Origin of the sequence: Streptomyces tibetensis, from assembly GCF_007655005.1 — a bacterium.
Taxonomy (GTDB): Bacteria; Actinomycetota; Actinomycetes; order Streptomycetales; family Streptomycetaceae; genus Streptomyces; species Streptomyces tibetensis.
Map to the genome: position 1 here is coordinate 162049 of NZ_SZVW01000004.1, position 17483 is coordinate 179531.

General features: G+C 72.8%; 16 protein-coding genes. 8 read left to right on the top strand and 8 right to left on the bottom strand.

All coding sequences use genetic code 11. The features are described from left to right. Nucleotides 1-115: 115 nt before the first annotated feature. Nucleotides 116-1315: an MFS transporter gene (locus FDO69_RS07975; protein WP_104779037.1), complete on the top strand. Its 1200-nt coding sequence runs from the start codon at nucleotides 116-118 to the stop codon at nucleotides 1313-1315. 72 nt (nucleotides 1316-1387) lie between these two features. Here FDO69_RS07975 and FDO69_RS07980 read toward each other — a convergent pair whose 3' ends face one another. From FDO69_RS07980 to FDO69_RS08010, 7 genes are all read right to left on the bottom strand, one after another. Next, nucleotides 1388-2269, bottom strand: coding sequence for a hypothetical protein (locus FDO69_RS07980; RefSeq protein ID WP_104779038.1), 882 nt, complete (start codon nucleotides 2267-2269; stop codon nucleotides 1388-1390). Nucleotides 2270-2367: 98 nt separating this feature from the next. Continuing rightward, nucleotides 2368-4023: a long-chain fatty acid--CoA ligase gene (locus FDO69_RS07985; RefSeq protein ID WP_104779275.1), complete on the bottom strand. Its 1656-nt coding sequence runs from the start codon at nucleotides 4021-4023 to the stop codon at nucleotides 2368-2370. Nucleotides 4024-4181: 158 nt separating this feature from the next. Further along, nucleotides 4182-4742: a SigE family RNA polymerase sigma factor gene (locus FDO69_RS07990; RefSeq protein WP_104779039.1), complete on the bottom strand. Its 561-nt coding sequence runs from the start codon at nucleotides 4740-4742 to the stop codon at nucleotides 4182-4184. A gap of 133 nt (nucleotides 4743-4875) precedes the next feature. Further along, nucleotides 4876-6048: a lipid-transfer protein gene (locus FDO69_RS07995; protein ID WP_104779040.1), complete on the bottom strand. Its 1173-nt coding sequence runs from the start codon at nucleotides 6046-6048 to the stop codon at nucleotides 4876-4878. 55 nt (nucleotides 6049-6103) lie between these two features. Beyond that, nucleotides 6104-6532 carry a MaoC family dehydratase gene (locus FDO69_RS08000; RefSeq protein WP_104779041.1) on the bottom strand — a complete coding sequence of 143 codons (429 nt, stop codon included), beginning with the start codon at nucleotides 6530-6532 and terminating at the stop codon, nucleotides 6104-6106. Further along, the gene (locus tag FDO69_RS08005) at nucleotides 6529-7443 is read right to left on the bottom strand and encodes a bifunctional MaoC family dehydratase N-terminal/OB-fold nucleic acid binding domain-containing protein (protein WP_104779042.1); all 915 of its coding nucleotides are present in this window, start codon (nucleotides 7441-7443) and stop codon (nucleotides 6529-6531) included. The genes FDO69_RS08000 and FDO69_RS08005 overlap by 4 nt, the downstream gene beginning before the upstream one ends. A gap of 189 nt (nucleotides 7444-7632) precedes the next feature. Beyond that, nucleotides 7633-7959 (bottom strand): hypothetical protein, encoded by a 327-nt coding sequence (locus FDO69_RS08010; protein ID WP_104779043.1) that lies wholly within the window; start codon nucleotides 7957-7959, stop codon nucleotides 7633-7635. Between the two features lie 370 nt (nucleotides 7960-8329). On the opposite strand from FDO69_RS08010, the gene FDO69_RS08015 reads away from it, so the two are divergent. The 4 genes from FDO69_RS08015 (at nucleotide 8330) to FDO69_RS08030 (ending at nucleotide 10885) form a co-directional block, all read left to right on the top strand. Then, the gene (locus tag FDO69_RS08015; protein WP_104779044.1) at nucleotides 8330-9196 is read left to right on the top strand and encodes a bifunctional DNA primase/polymerase; all 867 of its coding nucleotides are present in this window, start codon (nucleotides 8330-8332) and stop codon (nucleotides 9194-9196) included. 37 nt (nucleotides 9197-9233) lie between these two features. Next, entirely contained in the window at nucleotides 9234-9698 is a 465-nt protein-coding gene (locus FDO69_RS08020; protein ID WP_104779045.1) for a hypothetical protein, read from the top strand. 9 nt (nucleotides 9699-9707) lie between these two features. Further along, entirely contained in the window at nucleotides 9708-10232 is a 525-nt protein-coding gene (locus FDO69_RS08025; protein WP_104779046.1) for a DinB family protein, read from the top strand. Nucleotides 10233-10312: 80 nt separating this feature from the next. Then, entirely contained in the window at nucleotides 10313-10885 is a 573-nt protein-coding gene (locus tag FDO69_RS08030) for a GNAT family N-acetyltransferase (protein ID WP_104779047.1), read from the top strand. Nucleotides 10886-11076: 191 nt separating this feature from the next. Here FDO69_RS08030 and FDO69_RS08035 read toward each other — a convergent pair whose 3' ends face one another. Continuing rightward, entirely contained in the window at nucleotides 11077-15357 is a 4281-nt protein-coding gene (locus tag FDO69_RS08035) for an nSTAND1 domain-containing NTPase (RefSeq protein ID WP_104779048.1), read from the bottom strand. Between the two features lie 571 nt (nucleotides 15358-15928). Between FDO69_RS08035 and FDO69_RS08040 the strand changes: the two genes are divergently transcribed. The 3 genes from FDO69_RS08040 (at nucleotide 15929) to FDO69_RS08050 (ending at nucleotide 17471) form a co-directional block, all read left to right on the top strand. Continuing rightward, on the top strand, nucleotides 15929-16396 hold the full coding sequence (locus tag FDO69_RS08040; protein WP_234387873.1) for a hypothetical protein: 468 nt from the start codon (nucleotides 15929-15931) through the stop codon (nucleotides 16394-16396). An 88-nt stretch (nucleotides 16397-16484) separates the two neighbouring features. Then, nucleotides 16485-16700, top strand: coding sequence for a ferredoxin (locus FDO69_RS08045; RefSeq protein WP_104779050.1), 216 nt, complete (start codon nucleotides 16485-16487; stop codon nucleotides 16698-16700). Between the two features lie 9 nt (nucleotides 16701-16709). Beyond that, entirely contained in the window at nucleotides 16710-17471 is a 762-nt protein-coding gene (locus FDO69_RS08050) for a PIG-L deacetylase family protein (protein WP_104779051.1), read from the top strand. The last annotated feature ends 12 nt before the right edge of the window (nucleotides 17472-17483 follow it).

Consider the following 17483-nt stretch of genomic DNA (forward strand, 5'->3'; position numbering starts at 1 on the left):
CGCGCCGAGCAACCAACTGTTTGGTTGACAGGGAAGGGCGGGGCGACCCAGACTGTTCCCCCACCAGCCAACCAACCAGTTAGTTGCTAGAGTCGACTCCAAGGAGTCCCTTCCCATGCCGTCAGCGACCACCACCGCCCCGCAGGCCACGAGCCCCGCGCGACCGGCTCGTACGCCCGCCCCCGGTCTCTTCCTCACCCTGCTCGCCGTGTGCAGTGCGGTCACCGCCGCCAACATCTACCTCGCCGCGCCGCTGCTCCCGCTCATGGCCCGGGACTTCGGCTCGGCGCCCTCGGCCATCGCCTGGATCGCCTCGGTCGCCCAGCTCGGCTATGCGGTCGGCCTGCTGTTCTTCGCCCCGCTCGGCGACAGCGCGAACCGGCGCCGGCTGGTCGCCGGGCTCACGGTCGTCACCGCGCTCGCGCTGGGAGCCAGTGCGCTCGCTCCGGGCGCCGGGACCCTCGCGGTCGCGATGTTCGTCGCCTCGGCGGCCACCGTCATACCCCAGCTGCTCGTGCCTCTGGTCGCCGAGCGGGCCCCTGCCGAGCGGCGTGCCCTGCATGTCGCGACGGTCATCGCGGGCCTGTTCCTCGGCATCGTCGGAGCCCGGGTCCTGGGCGGGCTGGCCGGACAGGCCTTCGGCTGGCGGTGGGTGTTCGCCGGTGGGGGCGTGCTCACCCTCGCCCTGGGGCTCGCGACGGCGGTGGTCCTGCCGTCGCGGCGACGCCGGGAGGGCCCGCTGTTCGCGGGGCTGGTGGCGCTGCCGTCGGTGCTGCGGAGCTCGCCGGAGCTGTCGCGGGCGTGTGTGCGACAGGCCGGGATGTTCGGTGCGTGGAGCGCGCTGTGGACCTCGTTGACGCTGTTGCTGACCGGGCCGGCGTACGGGCTGTCCGCCGCGACCGCCGGGCTGTTCGGGCTGTTCGCCCTGACCGCGAGTGCGGTGGCGCCGCTGGCGGGCGGACTCGTGGACCGGTTCGGGGCGGCGCGGGTCGTGCGGTCGGCGTATCTGGTCGCCGCCGTGTCCGTGCCGCTGTTCTGGCTGGGCGGGCAGGTGCTGGGGGCGCTGTTCGCCGCGGCGGTCGCCGTGCACGCGGCACTGGTCGCCTCCCATGTCGCCAACCAGACCCTCGCCCTGACCACGACCGCCACCCCCGCCACGGCCAACACCGCCTACGTCGTCGCCGGTTTCGCGGGCGGCGCGACCGCTTCGGCCCTCGCCGGGGTGGCGTTCAGCCACTTCGGGTGGGGTGGGGTGTGTGTCGTGGCGGGCGTGTGGCTGGTGCTCGGGTGGGGTCTGACCTCCCTGCGCCGGTGAAGGCCGGGCCATCGGAGGGGTCCGGGTGCGCCGGGCGGGGGCCGGGTGCGCCGGGCGGGGCCGGCTCCGGCGTCAGGACGGCTGGTGAGGCACGCCGTGCGGCACTTCGGAGGAAGCCGAGCTGCGGTCGCCGATCGCGAACGTGGAGGAGTCGACCGACCCGATGTGGATGCCGGCCTGCTCGGGCCTGGTGAGGAAGTCCCGCAGGGTGCGGCCCACAGGGGCGATGTGCGGGGCGACGCTGATCAGAAGGGCGACGCCGAGCACCACGGCGGCCAGCTGCCCGACATAGCCGAGCAGGGCGGCCAAGGGCGGAACGGTGAACGTCAGGAACGCCAGCGCGAAGAAGGTCGGGACGTGTTCCCGGTCCTCCTTCCTGCGGGCGGCCGCGCGTTCATGGACGTCGACGTCCCCCTCCTCGTTGTGATCCACGACCTTCCAGCCGGTGATGTCCCGGGCGGCGACGGAGAGTCGCAGCGTCACCGACCGGCCCCGCTCGAGATGGCCGATGACGAAAACGGCCTCGCTCGCGTCCTGCTCGAGATCGGGGCGCCTGGACACCCCCATCTCGCGCTCGGGCTGCGAGGTCGGCACCGCTTCGATGACCTGTGCGCTGGGCGGGAAGCAGAAGCGCAGTCGCTCGTTCTTGACGACCCTGTTGCCACTGTTCTCGACCCGGAACTCGACCGAACTCAGCCCCTCGATGGGGTAGTCGTTGTAGCTCAGCCGCAGCAGGCGCCGAAGCGTGTCGTCCGTGGAGACCATGGCGTGGTGGACCTCGGCGTCCCAGGAGAGCCGCTTCGTCGGTTCGCGGCGGAGCTTCATGCGCTCGATGGCGACGGTTCCCAGGATGCCGAGGATCACGCCCACGACGGCGACGACGAGGTTCTGCTGGAACTCGGACAGCACACCTTCGGCCGCCGTCACCACGGCATGAGCCGCCCCCAACTGCATGACCGTCCCCCCGCCCCCGGCCCGGCGCCCGGTCCCTCATCCAACCAGACGTGACGTGTCGAGGCAGGTGAGTCGTCCGATCGCCGGGCCCCGCCGGATCAGCTGAGGGACGTCACGTCCAGCTCCCCCTGCGCGTACTGCCTGCGCAGGACCTTCTTGTCGAACTTTCCCACGCTCGTCTTCGGGACCGCCTCGATGACCGTCCAGCGTTCCGGGAGCTGCCACTTGGCGATGTGGCCCTCGTCGGCGAGGAAGGCGCGCAGGGTCTCGAAGGTGGCGCTGGAACCTTCCCTGAGGACGACCGTGGCCAGGGGGCGCTCGCCCCACTTCTCGTCGGGGACGGCGACGACGGCCGCCTCGGCGACGTCGGGGTGGGACATCAGCGCGTTCTCCAGCTCCACCGACGAGATCCACTCGCCGCCCGACTTGATGACGTCCTTGGCCCGGTCGGTGAGGATGAGGTAGCCGTCGGGGGAGATGGTCCCGACGTCGCCCGTCTTGAGCCAGCCGTCCTCGCTGAACTTGTCGGCGGGGCGCAGCGGTTCGCCGTCGGGGCCGTTGTAGTAGGCGCCCGCGATCCAGGGGCCGCGTACCTCCAGCTCACCGGCCGACTCGCCGTCCCAGGGAAGGCGTTCGCCGCCGGGGCCCGACAGGCGGGCTTCGACACCGGCCGGGAAGCGGCCCTGGGTGAGGCGGTAGGCGAACTCCTCCTCCGTGCCGGCCGCACTGGCGGGCGGACGGGCGATCGTGCCGAGCGGGGACGTCTCCGTCATGCCCCAGGCGTGGCAGACCCGCATGCCCAGCTTGTCGAAGGCCTCCATCAGCGAGGGCGGACAGGCCGAGCCGCCGATGGTGACCTGGCCGAGGGAGGAGACGTCACGCGGGTTCGCCGTCAGCTCGGCGAGCAGGCCCTGCCAGATGGTGGGGACGGCGGCCGCGTGCGTGGGCTTCTCGCTCTCGATCATCGCGGCGAGGGGGGCCGGCTGGAGGAAGCGGTCCGGCATCAGCATGTTCACGCCGGTCATGAACGTGGCGTGCGGCAGGCCCCAGGCGTTCACGTGGAACTGGGGGACCACGACCAGCGAGGTGTCCTGGTCGGTCAGACCCATCGACTGGGCCATGTTGACCTGCATGGAGTGCAGGTAGATGGAGCGGTGGCTGTAGACCACGCCCTTGGGGTCGCCGGTGGTGCCGGAGGTGTAGCACATGGCGGCGGCCTGGCGTTCGTCCAGCTCGGGCCAGTCGTACGAGGTGGGCTTGCCGGCGATCAGGTCCTCGTACTCGTGAACGTGGATGTGACCGACGCTCGCGCCGGCGAGGAGGGAGCGGTCCCCGGGGCCGGTGACGACCACGTGCTCGACCGGCTTCAGGTGCGGCAGCAGCGGGGCGAGCAGGGGGAGCAGCGAACCGTTGACGATGATCACGCGGTCGGCGGCGTGGTGGACGATCCAGGCCAGCTGCTCGGGCGGGAGGCGGAGGTTCAGGGTGTGGAGGACCGCGCCCATGGACGGGATGGCGAAGTAGGCCTCGACATGTTCCGCGTTGTTCCAGGCCAGGGTCGCGACGCGCTCGTCGCCGGTGACGCCGAGGTCCTCCCGCAGCGCGTGGGCCAGCTGGGCCGCGCGGGCGCCGATCTCGGCGAAGGAGCGGCGGTGCGGCTCGTCCTCACCGGTCCAGGTGGTCACCTGCGATGTCCCGTGGATCGTCGACCCGTGGGTCAGGATCCTCGAGATCAGCAGCGGTACGTCCTGCATGGTGCTCAGCACGGCGTCCTCCCGGGCGACATTGCCTACGCGGTGGTAAGGGCTGCGCTGATTCTGCGCACATACCGCGCGGTATGTCACTAGGACCGGGCGATCGATCACATCACGCCATGCCGGAGGGGTGACTCACAGCCGGGTGGAGCGGCGCCTCACTGGTGGACGAGCCCCAGCTCAGCGTCCTCGCGGAGCTTGCCGATCGCCCGGGAGACGGCCGATTTCACCGTGCCCACCGAAACGCCGAGCACCTCGGCCGTCTGGACCTCGCTGAGGTCCTCGTAATACCTGAGGACCACCATCGCCCGCTGCCGGTCGGGCAGCCGCATGATCGCCCGCCACATCGCGTCACGCAGCGCCTGCTGCTCGGCCGGGTCGTCACGGCCGGCCACCGGGTCCGGCTCGGGCAGCTCGTCGCAGGCGAACTCGTCGACCTTGCGCTTGCGCCACTGCGAGGTCCGGGTGTTCAGCAGCGCCCGGCGCACATAGCCGTCCAGGGCGCGGTGGTCCTCGATGCGCTCCCAGGCGACGTACGTCTTGGCGAGCGCGGTCTGCAGCAGGTCCTCCGCGTCGCTCGGGTTGCCGGTGAGCGAGCGGGCGGTACGCAGCAGCACCGGCTGGCGGGCCCTGACGTACGACGAGAACGACGGGTAGGGAAGGGTCTGCGCCGCTGGTCCGGCCGCCTTCGAAGCGCTCGTGCAGACGAGTGTGGTCATGGCTCAACGCTATGAGCGGGGGCATGGCGAGCGGATCGGCCGCAGGTCCCGAAGCGGGGTCCCCCTCAGGTTGTACGGGTAGGGCTTGCCGCACCTCCTGTAGGTGGAGCGAAGGGCCCGGGGTACTGCGGGTTCACCCCTGGGGGTCCGCGGTCAGGACGAGTCCCGACGTCGGCACACCCGTCCCGGCCGTCACCAGGACCCGCTCCGCTCCCGGTACCTGGTTCGCCGCCGTGCCCCTGATCTGCCGGACGGCCTCCGCGATGCCGTTCATGCCGTGCAGGTACGCCTCCCCGAGCTGCCCGCCGTGCGTGTTGAGGGGCAGGTGCTCCTCGGCCACGAAGTCCGCCGCCTCGCCCGGGCCGCAGAAGCCGAACTCCTCCAGCTGCGTCAGCACGAACGGCGTGAAGTGGTCGTAGAGGATCCCGACGTCGATGTCGGCCGGGGCGAGCCCCGAGGTGCGCCACAGCTGCCGGGCGACGACCGCCGCCTCGGGCAGGCCGGTCAGGTCGTCGCGGTAGTAGCTGGTCATCTGCTCCTGGGCGCGTCCGGCGCCCTGGGCGGCCGCGGCGATCACGGCGGGCGGGTGGGGCAGGTCGCGGGCGCGTTCGGCGGAGGTGACGACGAGGGCCTGCCCGCCGTCCGTCTCCTGGCAGCAGTCCAGCAGGCGCAGCGGTTCGACGATCCGGCGGGAGGCGGCGTGGTCGGCCAGGGTGATGGGCCGGCCGTGGAAGTGGGCCGCCGGGTTGGTCGCCGCGTACTTCCGGCCGGCGACCGCCACGTGCCCGAAGGCCTCCGGGGTCAGCCCGTAGGTGTGGAGGTAGCGCTGGGCCGCCATCGCCACCCACGAGGCCGGGGTGAGCAGGCCGAACGGCAGCGACCAGCCGAGGGCCGCGCCCTCCGCCGAGGGCTCCCGGTGCCGCACCCCGGAGCCGAAGCGGCGGCCCGAGCGCTCGTTGAACGCCCGGTAGCAGACGACCACGTCGGCCACGCCCGCGGCGATCGCCAGGGCGGCCTGCTGAACGGTGGCGCAGGCCGCGCCGCCGCCGTAGTGGACCCGGGAGAAGAAGGAGAGCTCCCCGATGCCCGCCGCCTGGGCGACGGTGATCTCGGGGCTGGTGTCCATGGTGAAGGTGACCATTCCGTCGACGTCGGCCGGAGTCAGCCCGGCGTCCGCGAGGGCCGCCCGCACCGCCTCGACGGCGAGGCGCAGTTCGCTGCGGCCCGAGTCCTTGGAGAACTCGGTGGCTCCCACACCTACGACGGCCGCGCACCCGCCGAGTCCGTCCCGCCGTCGCCCGCTCATGCCTGGACCGCCCGTCCTCTCCGGTTCGTACCGGGACCGCCCGGCCCTCTCGCCCTCATACCGAGTCGCCTCCCGCTCCAGTGGAGAGGCCCTCTCCGGCTCCCGCCGGGACCCTCACCGTCACCGTGCCCGTGACGTGGTCGCCGAGGCCGTTCGCGCCGACGATCCGGACCGTCGCGGTGTCGCCGTCGACCTCCTCGACCGTGCCGGTGAGCACCATCGTGTCGCCGGGACGGTTGGGCGCGCCGAGCCGGATGGCGACCCGGCGCAGCTGCGCGCGCGGGCCGAAGTGGTCCGTGATGTAGCGGCCGACCAGGCCGTTGGTCGTCAGGATGTTCATGAAGATGTCGGGGGAGCCCTTCTGCCGGGCGAGCTCCGGGTCGTGGTGGACGTCCTGGTAGTCGCGGGAGGCGATCGCCCCGGCGACGATCAGGGTTCGGGTGATCGGGATCTCCAGCGGCGGGAGCCGGTCCCCGGCGTTCACGACGTCACCCCCTGGAAGACGGGCAGCACCAGCTCGTCGTCGTACCGCTGGAACTCCAGCCGCACCGGCATGCCGATCCGCACCTTGTCGTACGGCACCCCGACCACGTTGCTGACGATCCGCACGCCCTCGGCGAGCTCGATCAGGCCGACCGCGTAGGGGGGCTCGAAGGCCGGAAAGGGCGGGTGGTGCATCACGACGTACGAGTAGACCGTGCCCTCGCCGCTCGCCGCGACGGTGTCCCAGTCCGGGGAGCCGCACGTGTTGCAGCCCGGCAGCCAGGGAAAACGCAGGGTGTCGCAGGCCGTACAGCGCTGGATGAGGAGCTCGTGGCGGGCCACGCCTTCCCAGAAGCCGGCGTTGTCGCGGTTGACGACGGGGCGGGGGCGGCGTTCCGCCGGTGCCGAAGGCCGGTGGGCGGGGGCGTATTTGAGGATGCGGAAGCGGTGGATTCCGGCCAGTTCGCCGCCCGCGCGGACGTCCGTGCGGGTCGTGACGAAGTAACCCGCCCCGAGCTTGGTGGTCTTGCGGCCGGACACCGACTCGATCACCGAGTCGAAGGTGATCGCGTCGCCCGGGCGCAACGGGCGCAGGTACTCCTGTGCGCAGTCGGTGGCGACGACCGCGTCGTGGCCCGACGCGTCGAGCAGGGCGAGGAGTTCGTCGTAGGCCGCCGTGCGTTCCGGGCGGCGGGTGAGGCCGGCCATGGTCCAGGCCTGGAGCATGGTGGGCGGAGCGATGGCGTCCGGGCCCGTGTACGCGGGGCTGGTGTCGCCCATGGCCTCGCACCAGTGCCTGATCATCGGCTCGTTGACGGGGTCGCGGCCGACCCCGGTGGCGGCGGCCGGCAGGCCCTCGTAGGCCTTCAGGCGCGCCTCGAACTCCTCGTGGACCTCCGGCTCACCACTCACAGTTTCTGACTGTCCGTCAGATCTACTGTTCAGTCAAGGCCCCGTCGCGGCCCGCCCGGACCGCCCGGACCGCCCGGACACGCAAACGTCTGAGCGGCGGTACCGGAGTACCGCCGCTCAGACGTTTGTGACCCCACGAAGCACACCCCACAGCACCCGGGCCGGTGCCGGCGCACCGGCCCGCTCAGCTCACCACCACAGCGGGGAGAAGCTGACGGCGGTGTTGCCGTTGCCCTGATTGACGGCCGTGGGCTCGGTGCCGTTGACCTGGGCGGTGTTGCTCTGGTTCGAGGTGCCGTCACCGAGTGCCTGTTGCTGGGTGGTGGCCGCGTTGCCGAAGTTGTCACCGCCGACGCCGCTGCCGAGGATGCCCTGCTCGGTCTCTGTGGCGGACGCGATGGATCCGTTGTCCGCGAAGGCGCCGGTGTCCGCCGTCGCGACACCGGTGAAGAGGGCGGCTGCGAGCGGAAGGGCGGAGACGGCCGCGATGACGCGGGCGGTACGGATGCTTGCCATGTTTCTTGTCCCTCCAGGACTGATCGGACCGAGGACGCACCGGCTCGTGACCGGCCGGTGCGTGAACCACTGCTGTCACCGGGGAAGTTGGCCGACCGCCCCGGTACGGTGCTCGACGTCGCGAGTCCAGAGTTGCCCACCGAAACCCCGGCGAACCACCCCGGAAGCCGCCTTTCGCACGCAAGCGTGAGGACAAGTCGATAAACCCCTATGCGTCACTTCCGTACCGAACGGGAGCGAAAGAGGGCGTTCGAGCCCGGACGTCGCAAGGGACGAAGCGTTCCAGCACTTTTTCCCGCCGCCACCCGCCCCCGGCGCGTCGCACCCGCTCCCCCTTTCCTTTTTCGAACGTACGTACGAAACTAGAAGCATGGCCACCACCGACCGGCAGGCCACGACGCTGGCCCTCGCACACGCCCTGTCAGCCGCCGAACGCGGACTGGCCGTCATCCCCCTGTCCCGCTCCAAGCTCCCGGCACTGCGCTCCCCGCACCGCGACGACCCCGCCCCCTCCCCCTGTCACGGCGGGTGCGGCCGGCCCGGGCACGGGGTCTACGACGCCTCCAGCGACCCGGACCGCATCCGCGAGCTGTTCGCCGCCGCACCCTGGGCGACCGGCTACGGCATCGCCTGCGGGCTGCCCCCGCACCATCTGATCGGCCTCGACCTGGACGTGAAGACCGGCACGGACTCCTCGGCCGCGCTGCGCGAGCTGGCGTTGCGGCACCTGTTCACGATCCCGCCGACCGTGGTCGTCGTGACCCCGTCCGGCGGGCGGCATCTGTGGCTGAGCGGCCCGCCCGAGCTGGTCGTCCCCAACTCCGCGGGCCGGCTCGCCCCCGGCATCGACATCCGGGGCGCGGGCGGCTACCTGGTCGGCCCCGGCTCCCGCACGGGCCAGGGTGTGTACGCCGCCGCCCCGGGCACCGCGCACCTGGCCCCCGCCCCCTGCCCGCGCTCCCTGCTGCGACTGCTGATCCCGCCGCCCCGCCCCCATCACCCCGTCCCCGCGGCGACCGGCGGGCACGGCCAGGGCCTGGTCCAGTTCGTCCTGGCCGCCCACGAGGGCCAGCGCAACACCCGCCTGTTCTGGGCGGCCTGCCGGGCCTACGAGGACGGCATCGGCCCGGCGCTGGTGGACCCCCTGGTCGACGCGGCCCTGAACACCGGCCTGTCCGAGCGGGAGGCCAGGGCGACGATCGCCTCGGCGGCACGGATGACGGGGCACCGGCCGTGAGCACGGCCCCGCCCATGACCACCACCGAAAGACCTCGATGCAACACCACGCAAAGACGCCGGCCCTGGCGCTCGCCCGCCTCGTCCTGGCCTCCGGCCGCTCGGTGGACCTCGCCGAGCTGCGGTTCTTCTCGACGTACGGCGACCTGCAGGACGGCTACCCCTGCAAGCCGCTGAACGACCTGCGGATCCGGAGCCTCCTGCACACCGCCGAGCGGTCCCGCCCGGGCACGCCGGTGCACCTCGTCCCGCCGCGGCGCGAGTACCCCGACCAGTACGCGGGCGGCCTCGGGCCGGTCGAGGTGCTGCCCGCGGTGGCCTGCCTCGGAACGTTCCACTCCACGGCCCTGGATCCGGCCCACGACCCGGTCGCCTACCGCTCGCGCCTGACCGTCGTCTGGTTCCAGCCCACGCCCCGCCTGCCCTCGGACCACGACGCCGAACCGGCGCTGCGGGACCTCGACTGGGCGGTACTGGCCCGGGACGCACCCGCTCCCCCGTAGGGTCGCCCGATGAACGCTCCCCGCATCGAACTGCCGCGCTGGCAGTTCGAGTTGACCTGGTCCCTGTTCGAGTACCACCTGGAGCGGCTGGAGCCGGAGGACTTCCTCTGGGAACCCGCCGCGCACTGCTGGACGATGCGCCGGGGCGCCGACGGCACCTGGGTCCCGGACTGGGCGGACACCGAACCCGACCCGGTCCCCGTCCCCACCCTCGCCTGGGTGAGCTGGCACCTCGGCTGGTGGTGGAGCGTCGCCCTCGACCACCTGCAGGGCCGCCCGCCCCGCGACCGCGAGGACATCGTCTGGCCCGGCGAGGGCGCCCCGACGGTTCAGTGGCTGCGGGACCTGCGCACCCAGTGGCTGAAGGTCCTCGACGGCCTCACCGAGCAGGACCTGGACGCGACGGCTCCCTTCCCCTGGCCGAACGATCCCGAGCACACCGTCGAGCACATGGTGGCCTGGGTGAACGCGGAGCTGATGAAGAACGCGGCCGAGATCGGCCAACTGCGGCTGCTGCGGGCGGTGTCCGCCTAGAACGCGGGGCCCGGGCACCCCGTCACGGTGTGTTCCCGGCCTGCCGGGCGCGCCCGCCCGGTGCGTGGCATCGTGGGGGCATGAGCATCGACGTGCGCCCGGCCACGGACTTCGAGGGCGTCCGTGCCGTGCTCGGGCCGAAGTCGCCCGGGGCGAACGTCTGCTGGTGCCTGAGCCACCGCATCCCCTCCAAGCTCAACAAGGAGCTGCGTGGCCCGGCCCGCGGTGAGTACGTCGCCGGGCTGTGCCGCGCGGACCCGCCCCCGGGTGTGCTCGCCCACGACGGTGACGAACCGGTCGGCTGGGCCGCCGTCGCACCTCGTGCGGACACCTCGTTCGCCCGCAACCGCAAGATCCCTCACCTCGACGACCTGCCGGTGTGGTCGCTCTGGTGCGTCCGGGTCCGCCCCGGCCACCGCGGGCAGGGCATCTCGCACGCCCTCATCGCCGGTGCGGTCGCGTTCGCCCGGGACCGGGGCGCGCCGGTGATCGAGGCGTACCCGCTGGACAACGGCGACGCCAAGGTCGACCTGACGATGGCGTACGCGGGTCTGCGGAAGAACTTCGAACGGGCCGGCTTCGTCCACGCGGCGGACACGACCTCGGTCCTGGCCGGTCATCCCCGGATTCTGATGCGCCTCGACCTGCACTGAGAAGACGCGCCTCGACCTGCGCTGAAAAAGGCCCGACCGCTGGCGACGGGGGATGCACCAGCGGTCGAGCTATGGCCAAGGGTAACAAGCGCTTGCCCACCGCGAGCCGACCGGCCACCGGGAAAGCCAGGTTGTGACTCGTCTCACTCAACTGCCCTGGCACGCCGAGCCTGTTGTCCGAGACGGTCGCCTCAGCCGTCGCACGGCGGGTCATAGGAGAGCCGCGGCAGGTACTCCCGCCAGGTGTCCTGCGTCAGCACGCCCCGGGTCATCGAGCAGATGCGGCGGACGGCCGTGTCGACGTCGAGATTCCAGAGCCGGATGGTGTCCGCACCGCTCGACACCCCCAGCGTGTGGCTGTTCGGGCTGAACGCGAGGAAGGTGCCGGTCTTGGAGTTGGGGCTCATCGACTGGCCGATCGCGGTGGCGTGCGAGGGGTCGGTCACGTTCCACAGCCGGACGGTGCTGTCGTTGCCGCCGCTGGCCAGGGTGCGGCCGTCGCCGCTGAACGTCAGCGACACGACCGCCTCCGTGTGGCCCGTGAGCAGCGCCTCCTCGGAGGCCTCGGCGGGGTCCGTGATGTCCCAGAGCCGGACGGAGTTGTCGTCGCCGGCGCTGGCCAGCGTGTGGCCGTCGCGGCTGTAGGCGAGTGTGTTGACCGCTCCGAGGTGGCCCCGGAGAGGTTTCCCGATCAGGGTCGCCCGGCCGGGGGCGGTCGCGTTCCACAGCCGGATCGTGCCGTCCGCGCTGCCGCTGGCGAGCGTCCGGCCGTCGGGGCTGAACACGAGGTGGTTGACGTAGCCCTTGTGACCGGTGAGGGGGCTGCCGAGCGGGTGCGGCCGGGCCGGGTCGCCGACGTTCCACAGCCGGATGGTGCGGTCGTCGTAGGCGGTGGCCAGGACCTTCCCGTCCGGGCTGAACGCCAGGGGATCGGCGTACCGGATGCGCAGGGGCAGGGGAGAGCCGTAGCGGACGGGGTGTTCGGGGTTGCCGAGGTTCCACAGCTCCACCACCCTCTCGCCCGTCAGGACCGCGAGGGTGCGGCCGTCCGGGGCGAACTCCAGGGAGCGCACGTCGCCTTTGCCCGGGTGAAACGGTTCGCCCAACCGCACGGGCCTGCCGGGCGTCCGCACGTCCCACAGCCGGATCCGCCCGTCGCGCGCCGCCGTCGCGAGCAGCCGCCCGTCCGGCCGGAACACCCCGGTCCGGCCGGTCATGTCCGACGTCGGCAGCGACCACAGACGGACCTTGTTGTCGCCCGCGCCGGTCGCCAGGGTGCGCCCGTCGGGGCTGAAGCCGAGCGCGTACATCTCCCCGCTGCTGCCCGCGAGGGACGCGCCGACCTGCGAGGGGTACTGCGGATCGCTGACCTTCCACAGGCTCGCGGTGCTGTCCGCGCTGGCCGCGGCGAGCATGTTCCCGTCGGGGCTGAAGGCCACGGACCAGACCGGCCCGGTGTGGCCGGTCAGCGGCGCGCCGATCGGCGCCGGGCGGCCCGGACCTGCCATGTTCCACAGGCGTACGGTGCCGTCCGCGCTGCCGCTGGCGAGCGTGCGCCCGTCGGGGCTGAAGGCCACGGAGTGCACGGTGGTGGTGTGGCCGGTCAGCGGCGTCCCGGCCGGTTCCGGGCGCGCGGGGTCGGACACGTCCCACAGCCGGATCGTCCCGTCGTCGCCCCCCGCGGCCAGCGTCCGGCCGTCCGGGCCGAACGCCACCGAGCGCACGGCGGCCCTGTGCCCGGTCAGGGGCTTGCCCAGGGCCCGCGGGCGGCGCCGGTCGGCCATGTTCCACAGCCGGACGGTGTGGTCGTCGCCCGCGGAGGCCAGCGTGCGCCCGTCCGGGCTGAAAGCGATCAGGTAGATCGTGCCGGCATGGCCGGTCAGGGGCCGTCCGAGCGACTTCGGGTGCGCCGGATCGGTCACGTCCCACAGCCGAATGGTGCCGTCGTCGGAGGCGCTGGCGAGCGTCCGGCCGTCCGGGCTGAAGACGGCGCTGCTCACCCAGCTCGTGTGCCCGGTGAGGGGCTTGCCCAGGGCCTTGGGGCGCTTGGGGTCGGCGACGTCCCACAGCCGTACGGTCCGGTCGTAGCTGGCGGTGGCCAGGACCTGTCCGTCCGGGCTGAAGGTCGTGAGGTAGACGGCGCCCGTGTGGCCGGTGAGGGGGGTGGAGAGCGGGGCGTTGACGATGGAGATCAGGCGGCTGTTCGCGCCCTTGTCGTCCGGCCGCAGCCCGTGCGCCACCAGGTCGAGCTGCGCGGACAGCGACGGATCGGTGTCCTGGACGCGGTCGGACTGGGCGAGCACCTGCTCGAAGACGGCCTCGTCCCGCTGCTTCCAGGCCACCACCGCCGACCCGACGGCCAGCATCGCCAGGACGACCAGCGTCGCCACCGCCCCCCGGCTGATCCAGATGATCCGCCTGCGCAGCCGGACCGAGGCGGCCAGGAACTCCATCGCGCTGCGGGTCAGGAACGTGTCCCCGGCGGATCTCGCCCAGCCGTGGGCCTGTTCCAGCCGGGAGCCCCGGTAGAGCAGTGAGGTGTCGCGGTTCGACTCCTCCCAGGCCCGGCCGTCCTCCTCCAGGCGCTGGCGCAGCAGATTGCCCTGCCGGTCCTCGTCGATCCAGTCGCGCAGCCGCGGCCAGGCGTGCAGGAGCGCCTCGTGGGTGATCTCCACGGTCTCCGCGTCGAGGGTCACCAGCCGGGCGCGGACCAGCGCTTCGAGGGACTCCTCGGTCTTGCCGGGGTCGGCCGACTCCTTCGCGAGCTGACGCCGGGTTCCGCGGCGGCGGGTGGCCTGGGTGTCCTCGCCCAGCCGTACCAGGCGGAGCAGCAGCAGCCGGGCGGCGGTGCGCGCGGCAGGGTCGAGGCCGGTCCAGGCCCGTTCGGCGGTCGCCGCGACCGCTCCCTGGATGCCGCCGGCCGCGCGGTAGCCGGCCAGGGTGAGACGGCCCGCCTTCCGGCGCTGCCAGGTGGCGAGCAGGGCGTGCGAGAGGAGCGGCAGCACACCGGCGTTGTGCGCCCCGCCCGGGCCGTCGGCACTGACCTCCCGGACGATCAGCTCCGCCAGCCCCGGTTCCAGCTCCAGGCCGACGGCCTTGGCCGGTCCGTTCACCGCCTCACGCAGCTCCGCGGTGGTCAGCGGCCCGAGCACCATGTGCCGGTGCTGGAGCGCGTCGGCGAGCTCCGGGTACCTCAGGCAGCGGTCGTAGAAGTCGGCGCGTATGCCCAGCACCACGACCGCCGGGGCCGGTTCGCCGGGGCCGGCGGGCGAGCAGGCGGCGTGCAGGACCTCGATGAAGGTGCGCCGGTCCGCCTCGTCGGGGCAGAGGGTGAACGTCTCCTCGAACTGATCCACGATGACGACCGGACGGGCCCCGGAAGCTGCTTCGCGCCGGGCCCAGACACCGACGGCGGCACGGACGACGTCGGGGGAGGGCGCGGTGTCGGGGAAGGCTGCGGGGGCCGGCCCGGGATTCCCCGCGGGGGTGACGTCGGGTCCTGCTGCGGGGGCCACGCCGGCCACCGTCGCGGGGGCCACGCCGGCCACCGTCGCGGGGACCGCACCCGCCCCCTTTGCGGAGGCCGCACCCGCCCCCTCCGCGGAGGCCGCGCCGGATCCCGCCACGGAGGCCGCACCGGATCCCGCCCCGGCGGCCGCACCGGACCCCTCCCCGGTGGCCGCGTCCGGTCCCTCTGTCCGTGGCCGGGCAGAGGCTTCTCCCGGTGGGATCGAGACCGGGACGACGGAGGCCAGCTCGGGGATGCACCGGGTCAGCTCCGCCAGCGGATCGCCTCCCGGTACGAGTTGTACGACCTTTCGCGGCCGGCCGTTCCCCTCACCACCGTCACCGTCGTCACCGCCCAGCGCGCCGTCCCGCAGGGCGGGCACCAGGCCGGCGTTCAGCAGGGAGGACTTCCCCGCCCCCGACGCGCCCACGAGCATGACCAGGCCACCCGAGCCCGCGACGGCGCCGAGCTGGGCGACGAGCGCGTCCGTGCTGCGCTCCCGGCCGAAGAACCACCGGGCGTCCTCCCGGCGGTAGGAGGCCAGCCCCCGGTACGGGCACACCCCGCCCGGGGTGGACGCGGACTCGTCCGCGGACCGCTCCTCGGCCGCGGAGGGCGCCGGGCGCTCACCGACCGGGTCGGCCACCGCGCGTTCCCACAGCCGCTGCCACTGGCCGAGGTCGTACAGACCGGGGGAGACCGGCGTGGGCCGTGAGCGCCGCGCGTCGGGGATCAGCACGTGCAGCACCGCCGCGAGGGCGGCGAACTGGGCCGGGACGTTCCGGGCTCGCCGCCAGTCACTGATGCGCTGCGCGGACACCCGCACGGGCCGCCCGCGTTCGTCGACCCGCTGGAGCCGGACGACCGCCTCGGACACCCGCTTGAGAGGAGGGTTGCCGGCTTCCTTGTACAGCAGTGCGAGGCGTTCCGCGAAGGCGGTGCGTGCCCCCGAGTCGGAACTCAAGGTCTCAGCTCCTTACTTCCCACGCCTGGACGTCCGGACCGGAAAACTCACTCTATATGGCTGACCTGCGGCGATTCCGTCCGCTGGGTGCCGGAACCTCCTCCTCCATGGCCGGAAATGGCAGGATCCGGACGCAGCGGCGCACCCATCCGGCCAGCTTCCGTCCGAAGCGGACGATGAGGCTCCACCGTTCGGTACCGGTCCCCACGAGGGGAGGGACCGGTACCGGACGATGTGGTGATCCTCCCCATCACCCCCCGCCCCGCAACCCCGGCGGATCGTGGTCCTGGACACCGGCGGACACCGCTCCCTCGGCCCTTGACGGACCGTGCTGCCGAACGTCCCGGCCGACCGACGACCCTGGAAAACTGACGACCCGTCAGCTATGGTCGCCCTGCCGCACCGCCCCCGGAGCGACGCACGAGCGCGGCACGAGCGCGGCACGAGCGCGGATGGGAACAGTCGAGAACGTTCGGGAACAGTCGAGAACGTTCGGGAACGGTCCAGAACGGACGAGCAAGGCGCAAGCAGAGGCCGGGCGACGCATCAGCGACGTACAGGGGTGAGCGCAGTGGAGTCACGTCCCGAGAGCCCACGACCGCAGGGTGCTCCGCGCTGGGTCGCGATGTTCTACCGGTCCGCCGAGGGATCCTGGCGGACGGCCGCCCAGTCGCCCCACCGCGCGCCCGTGCTGTACGCCCTGGGCGAGATGACCCAGACCCTGCGCGCCCGGGGCGACGACGTGACCGTCGCCCTGTGGGGGCCGAAGGACGGCGCGTGGCACCGGTTCGACACCCCGCTGAAGCAGACCGCTGTCCCGCGGCCGGACCCCGAGCCCTCCCCCGGCGAACCGGCCAAGCTGGCGGAACGGATGACCGGCCGCCGCCACCAGGTCCTCATGGCAGGCCTGACCAAGGCGGGCCTCTACGACCTCTCCCCCGAGGACGACACGACCGTGCAGGCGTTGGTGGAACATCTCGACGAGGCCGCCGTACGCCGGGTGGCCCACTGGCTGGCCATCGCCGGGAGCGCGCGCTAGCCGGGGCCGGTTCAGCCGGTGCCCCGCTGGGCAGTCAGCTCCGGACGGCCACCGGGGCCCCGATGCCGTCAGGAGGGGGACGACAACCATGAAGGTCTTCGTGGACCGCGATCTCTGCTACGGCTCCGCCGAGTGCGCCCACCGGGTCCCGGCGGTCTTCGAGTTCGTCGACGGCTTCGGGGTCGTCCGACCGGGCCGCGAGGAGACGGGCGAGGATCCCGAGGTCATGGAGGCGGTGGAGAAGTGCCCGAGCCAGGCGATCGGCATCACCGGGGCACCGCGGTCGGCGCCGGACCGGCCGTAGCGAGAGCGCATGCCGGCACCGAACCTGCTCGCGGTCTTCGCCCACCCCGATGACGAGTCCCTGACGGCGGGCGGCGTCCTCGCCCGCCACGCGACCGCGGGCGCGCGCACGGCGGTCGTCACGGCGACCTGGTCGGCGGACACCCCGCGCGCCGCGGAACTGGCCGAGGCGCTCCGCGTCCTGGGCGCGGACCCGCCACGCATGCTGGGGTACGCCGACGCCCGCGTCCCGCACTCGGCCCCGGGCAGGCCACGCTGGTGCGACGTACCCCTGGACGCGGCGGTGGGGGAACTGGTCGCGCACCTACGCGACTTCCGCCCGGAGATCGTCGTCACCCACGACGCCTACGGCAACCTGACCGGCCACGAGGACCATGTGCACACCCACCGCGTGACCACCCTCGCGGTCCACGCCGCCGGCCTGGAACGCCTCTACCCGGACGCCGGAGCACCCTGGCAGCCGAGCGCCCTGTACCTGGCCACGCACCCGCACTCGGCCGCTGGGGCATGGGGCGGGCACCTGGCCCCCGTGGGCAAGGCGGTGCGCACGGTGCCCGACGAACGCGTCACCGCCACCGTCGACGTCACCCCCTGGCTGGACCGGAAGATCCCGGCGATCCTGGCCCACCGCACGGAGGTGGCACGGGGAGCGGCCCCGGGCCTGATCGCCGCCCTCACCACAGCCGAACGGCAACGGCTGCTGGGCACGGAGTTCTACATCCGTCACGACCCGGTGCCGACGGCTCCCTCCCAGACCGAGCTGCTCTCATAGCGCGGGGTACAT

What these genes read in the sequence shown, in the direction of transcription:
- FDO69_RS07985 (WP_104779275.1), bottom strand. Translation starts at nt 4,023, where the DNA reads ATGCAGGACGTACCGCTGCTGATCTCGAGGATCCTGACCCACGGGTCG.
- FDO69_RS08045 (WP_104779050.1), top strand. Translation starts at nt 16,485, where the DNA reads ATGAAGGTCTTCGTGGACCGCGATCTCTGCTACGGCTCCGCCGAGTGC.
- FDO69_RS08030 (WP_104779047.1), top strand. Translation starts at nt 10,313, where the DNA reads ATGAGCATCGACGTGCGCCCGGCCACGGACTTCGAGGGCGTCCGTGCC.
- FDO69_RS07980 (WP_104779038.1), bottom strand. Translation starts at nt 2,269, where the DNA reads ATGCAGTTGGGGGCGGCTCATGCCGTGGTGACGGCGGCCGAAGGTGTG.
- FDO69_RS07975 (WP_104779037.1), top strand. Translation starts at nt 116, where the DNA reads ATGCCGTCAGCGACCACCACCGCCCCGCAGGCCACGAGCCCCGCGCGA.
- FDO69_RS08020 (WP_104779045.1), top strand. Translation starts at nt 9,234, where the DNA reads ATGCAACACCACGCAAAGACGCCGGCCCTGGCGCTCGCCCGCCTCGTC.
- FDO69_RS08025 (WP_104779046.1), top strand. Translation starts at nt 9,708, where the DNA reads ATGAACGCTCCCCGCATCGAACTGCCGCGCTGGCAGTTCGAGTTGACC.
- FDO69_RS08050 (WP_104779051.1), top strand. Translation starts at nt 16,710, where the DNA reads ATGCCGGCACCGAACCTGCTCGCGGTCTTCGCCCACCCCGATGACGAG.
- FDO69_RS07995 (WP_104779040.1), bottom strand. Translation starts at nt 6,048, where the DNA reads ATGAGCGGGCGACGGCGGGACGGACTCGGCGGGTGCGCGGCCGTCGTA.
- FDO69_RS08010 (WP_104779043.1), bottom strand. Translation starts at nt 7,959, where the DNA reads ATGGCAAGCATCCGTACCGCCCGCGTCATCGCGGCCGTCTCCGCCCTT.
- FDO69_RS07990 (WP_104779039.1), bottom strand. Translation starts at nt 4,742, where the DNA reads ATGACCACACTCGTCTGCACGAGCGCTTCGAAGGCGGCCGGACCAGCG.
- FDO69_RS08015 (WP_104779044.1), top strand. Translation starts at nt 8,330, where the DNA reads ATGGCCACCACCGACCGGCAGGCCACGACGCTGGCCCTCGCACACGCC.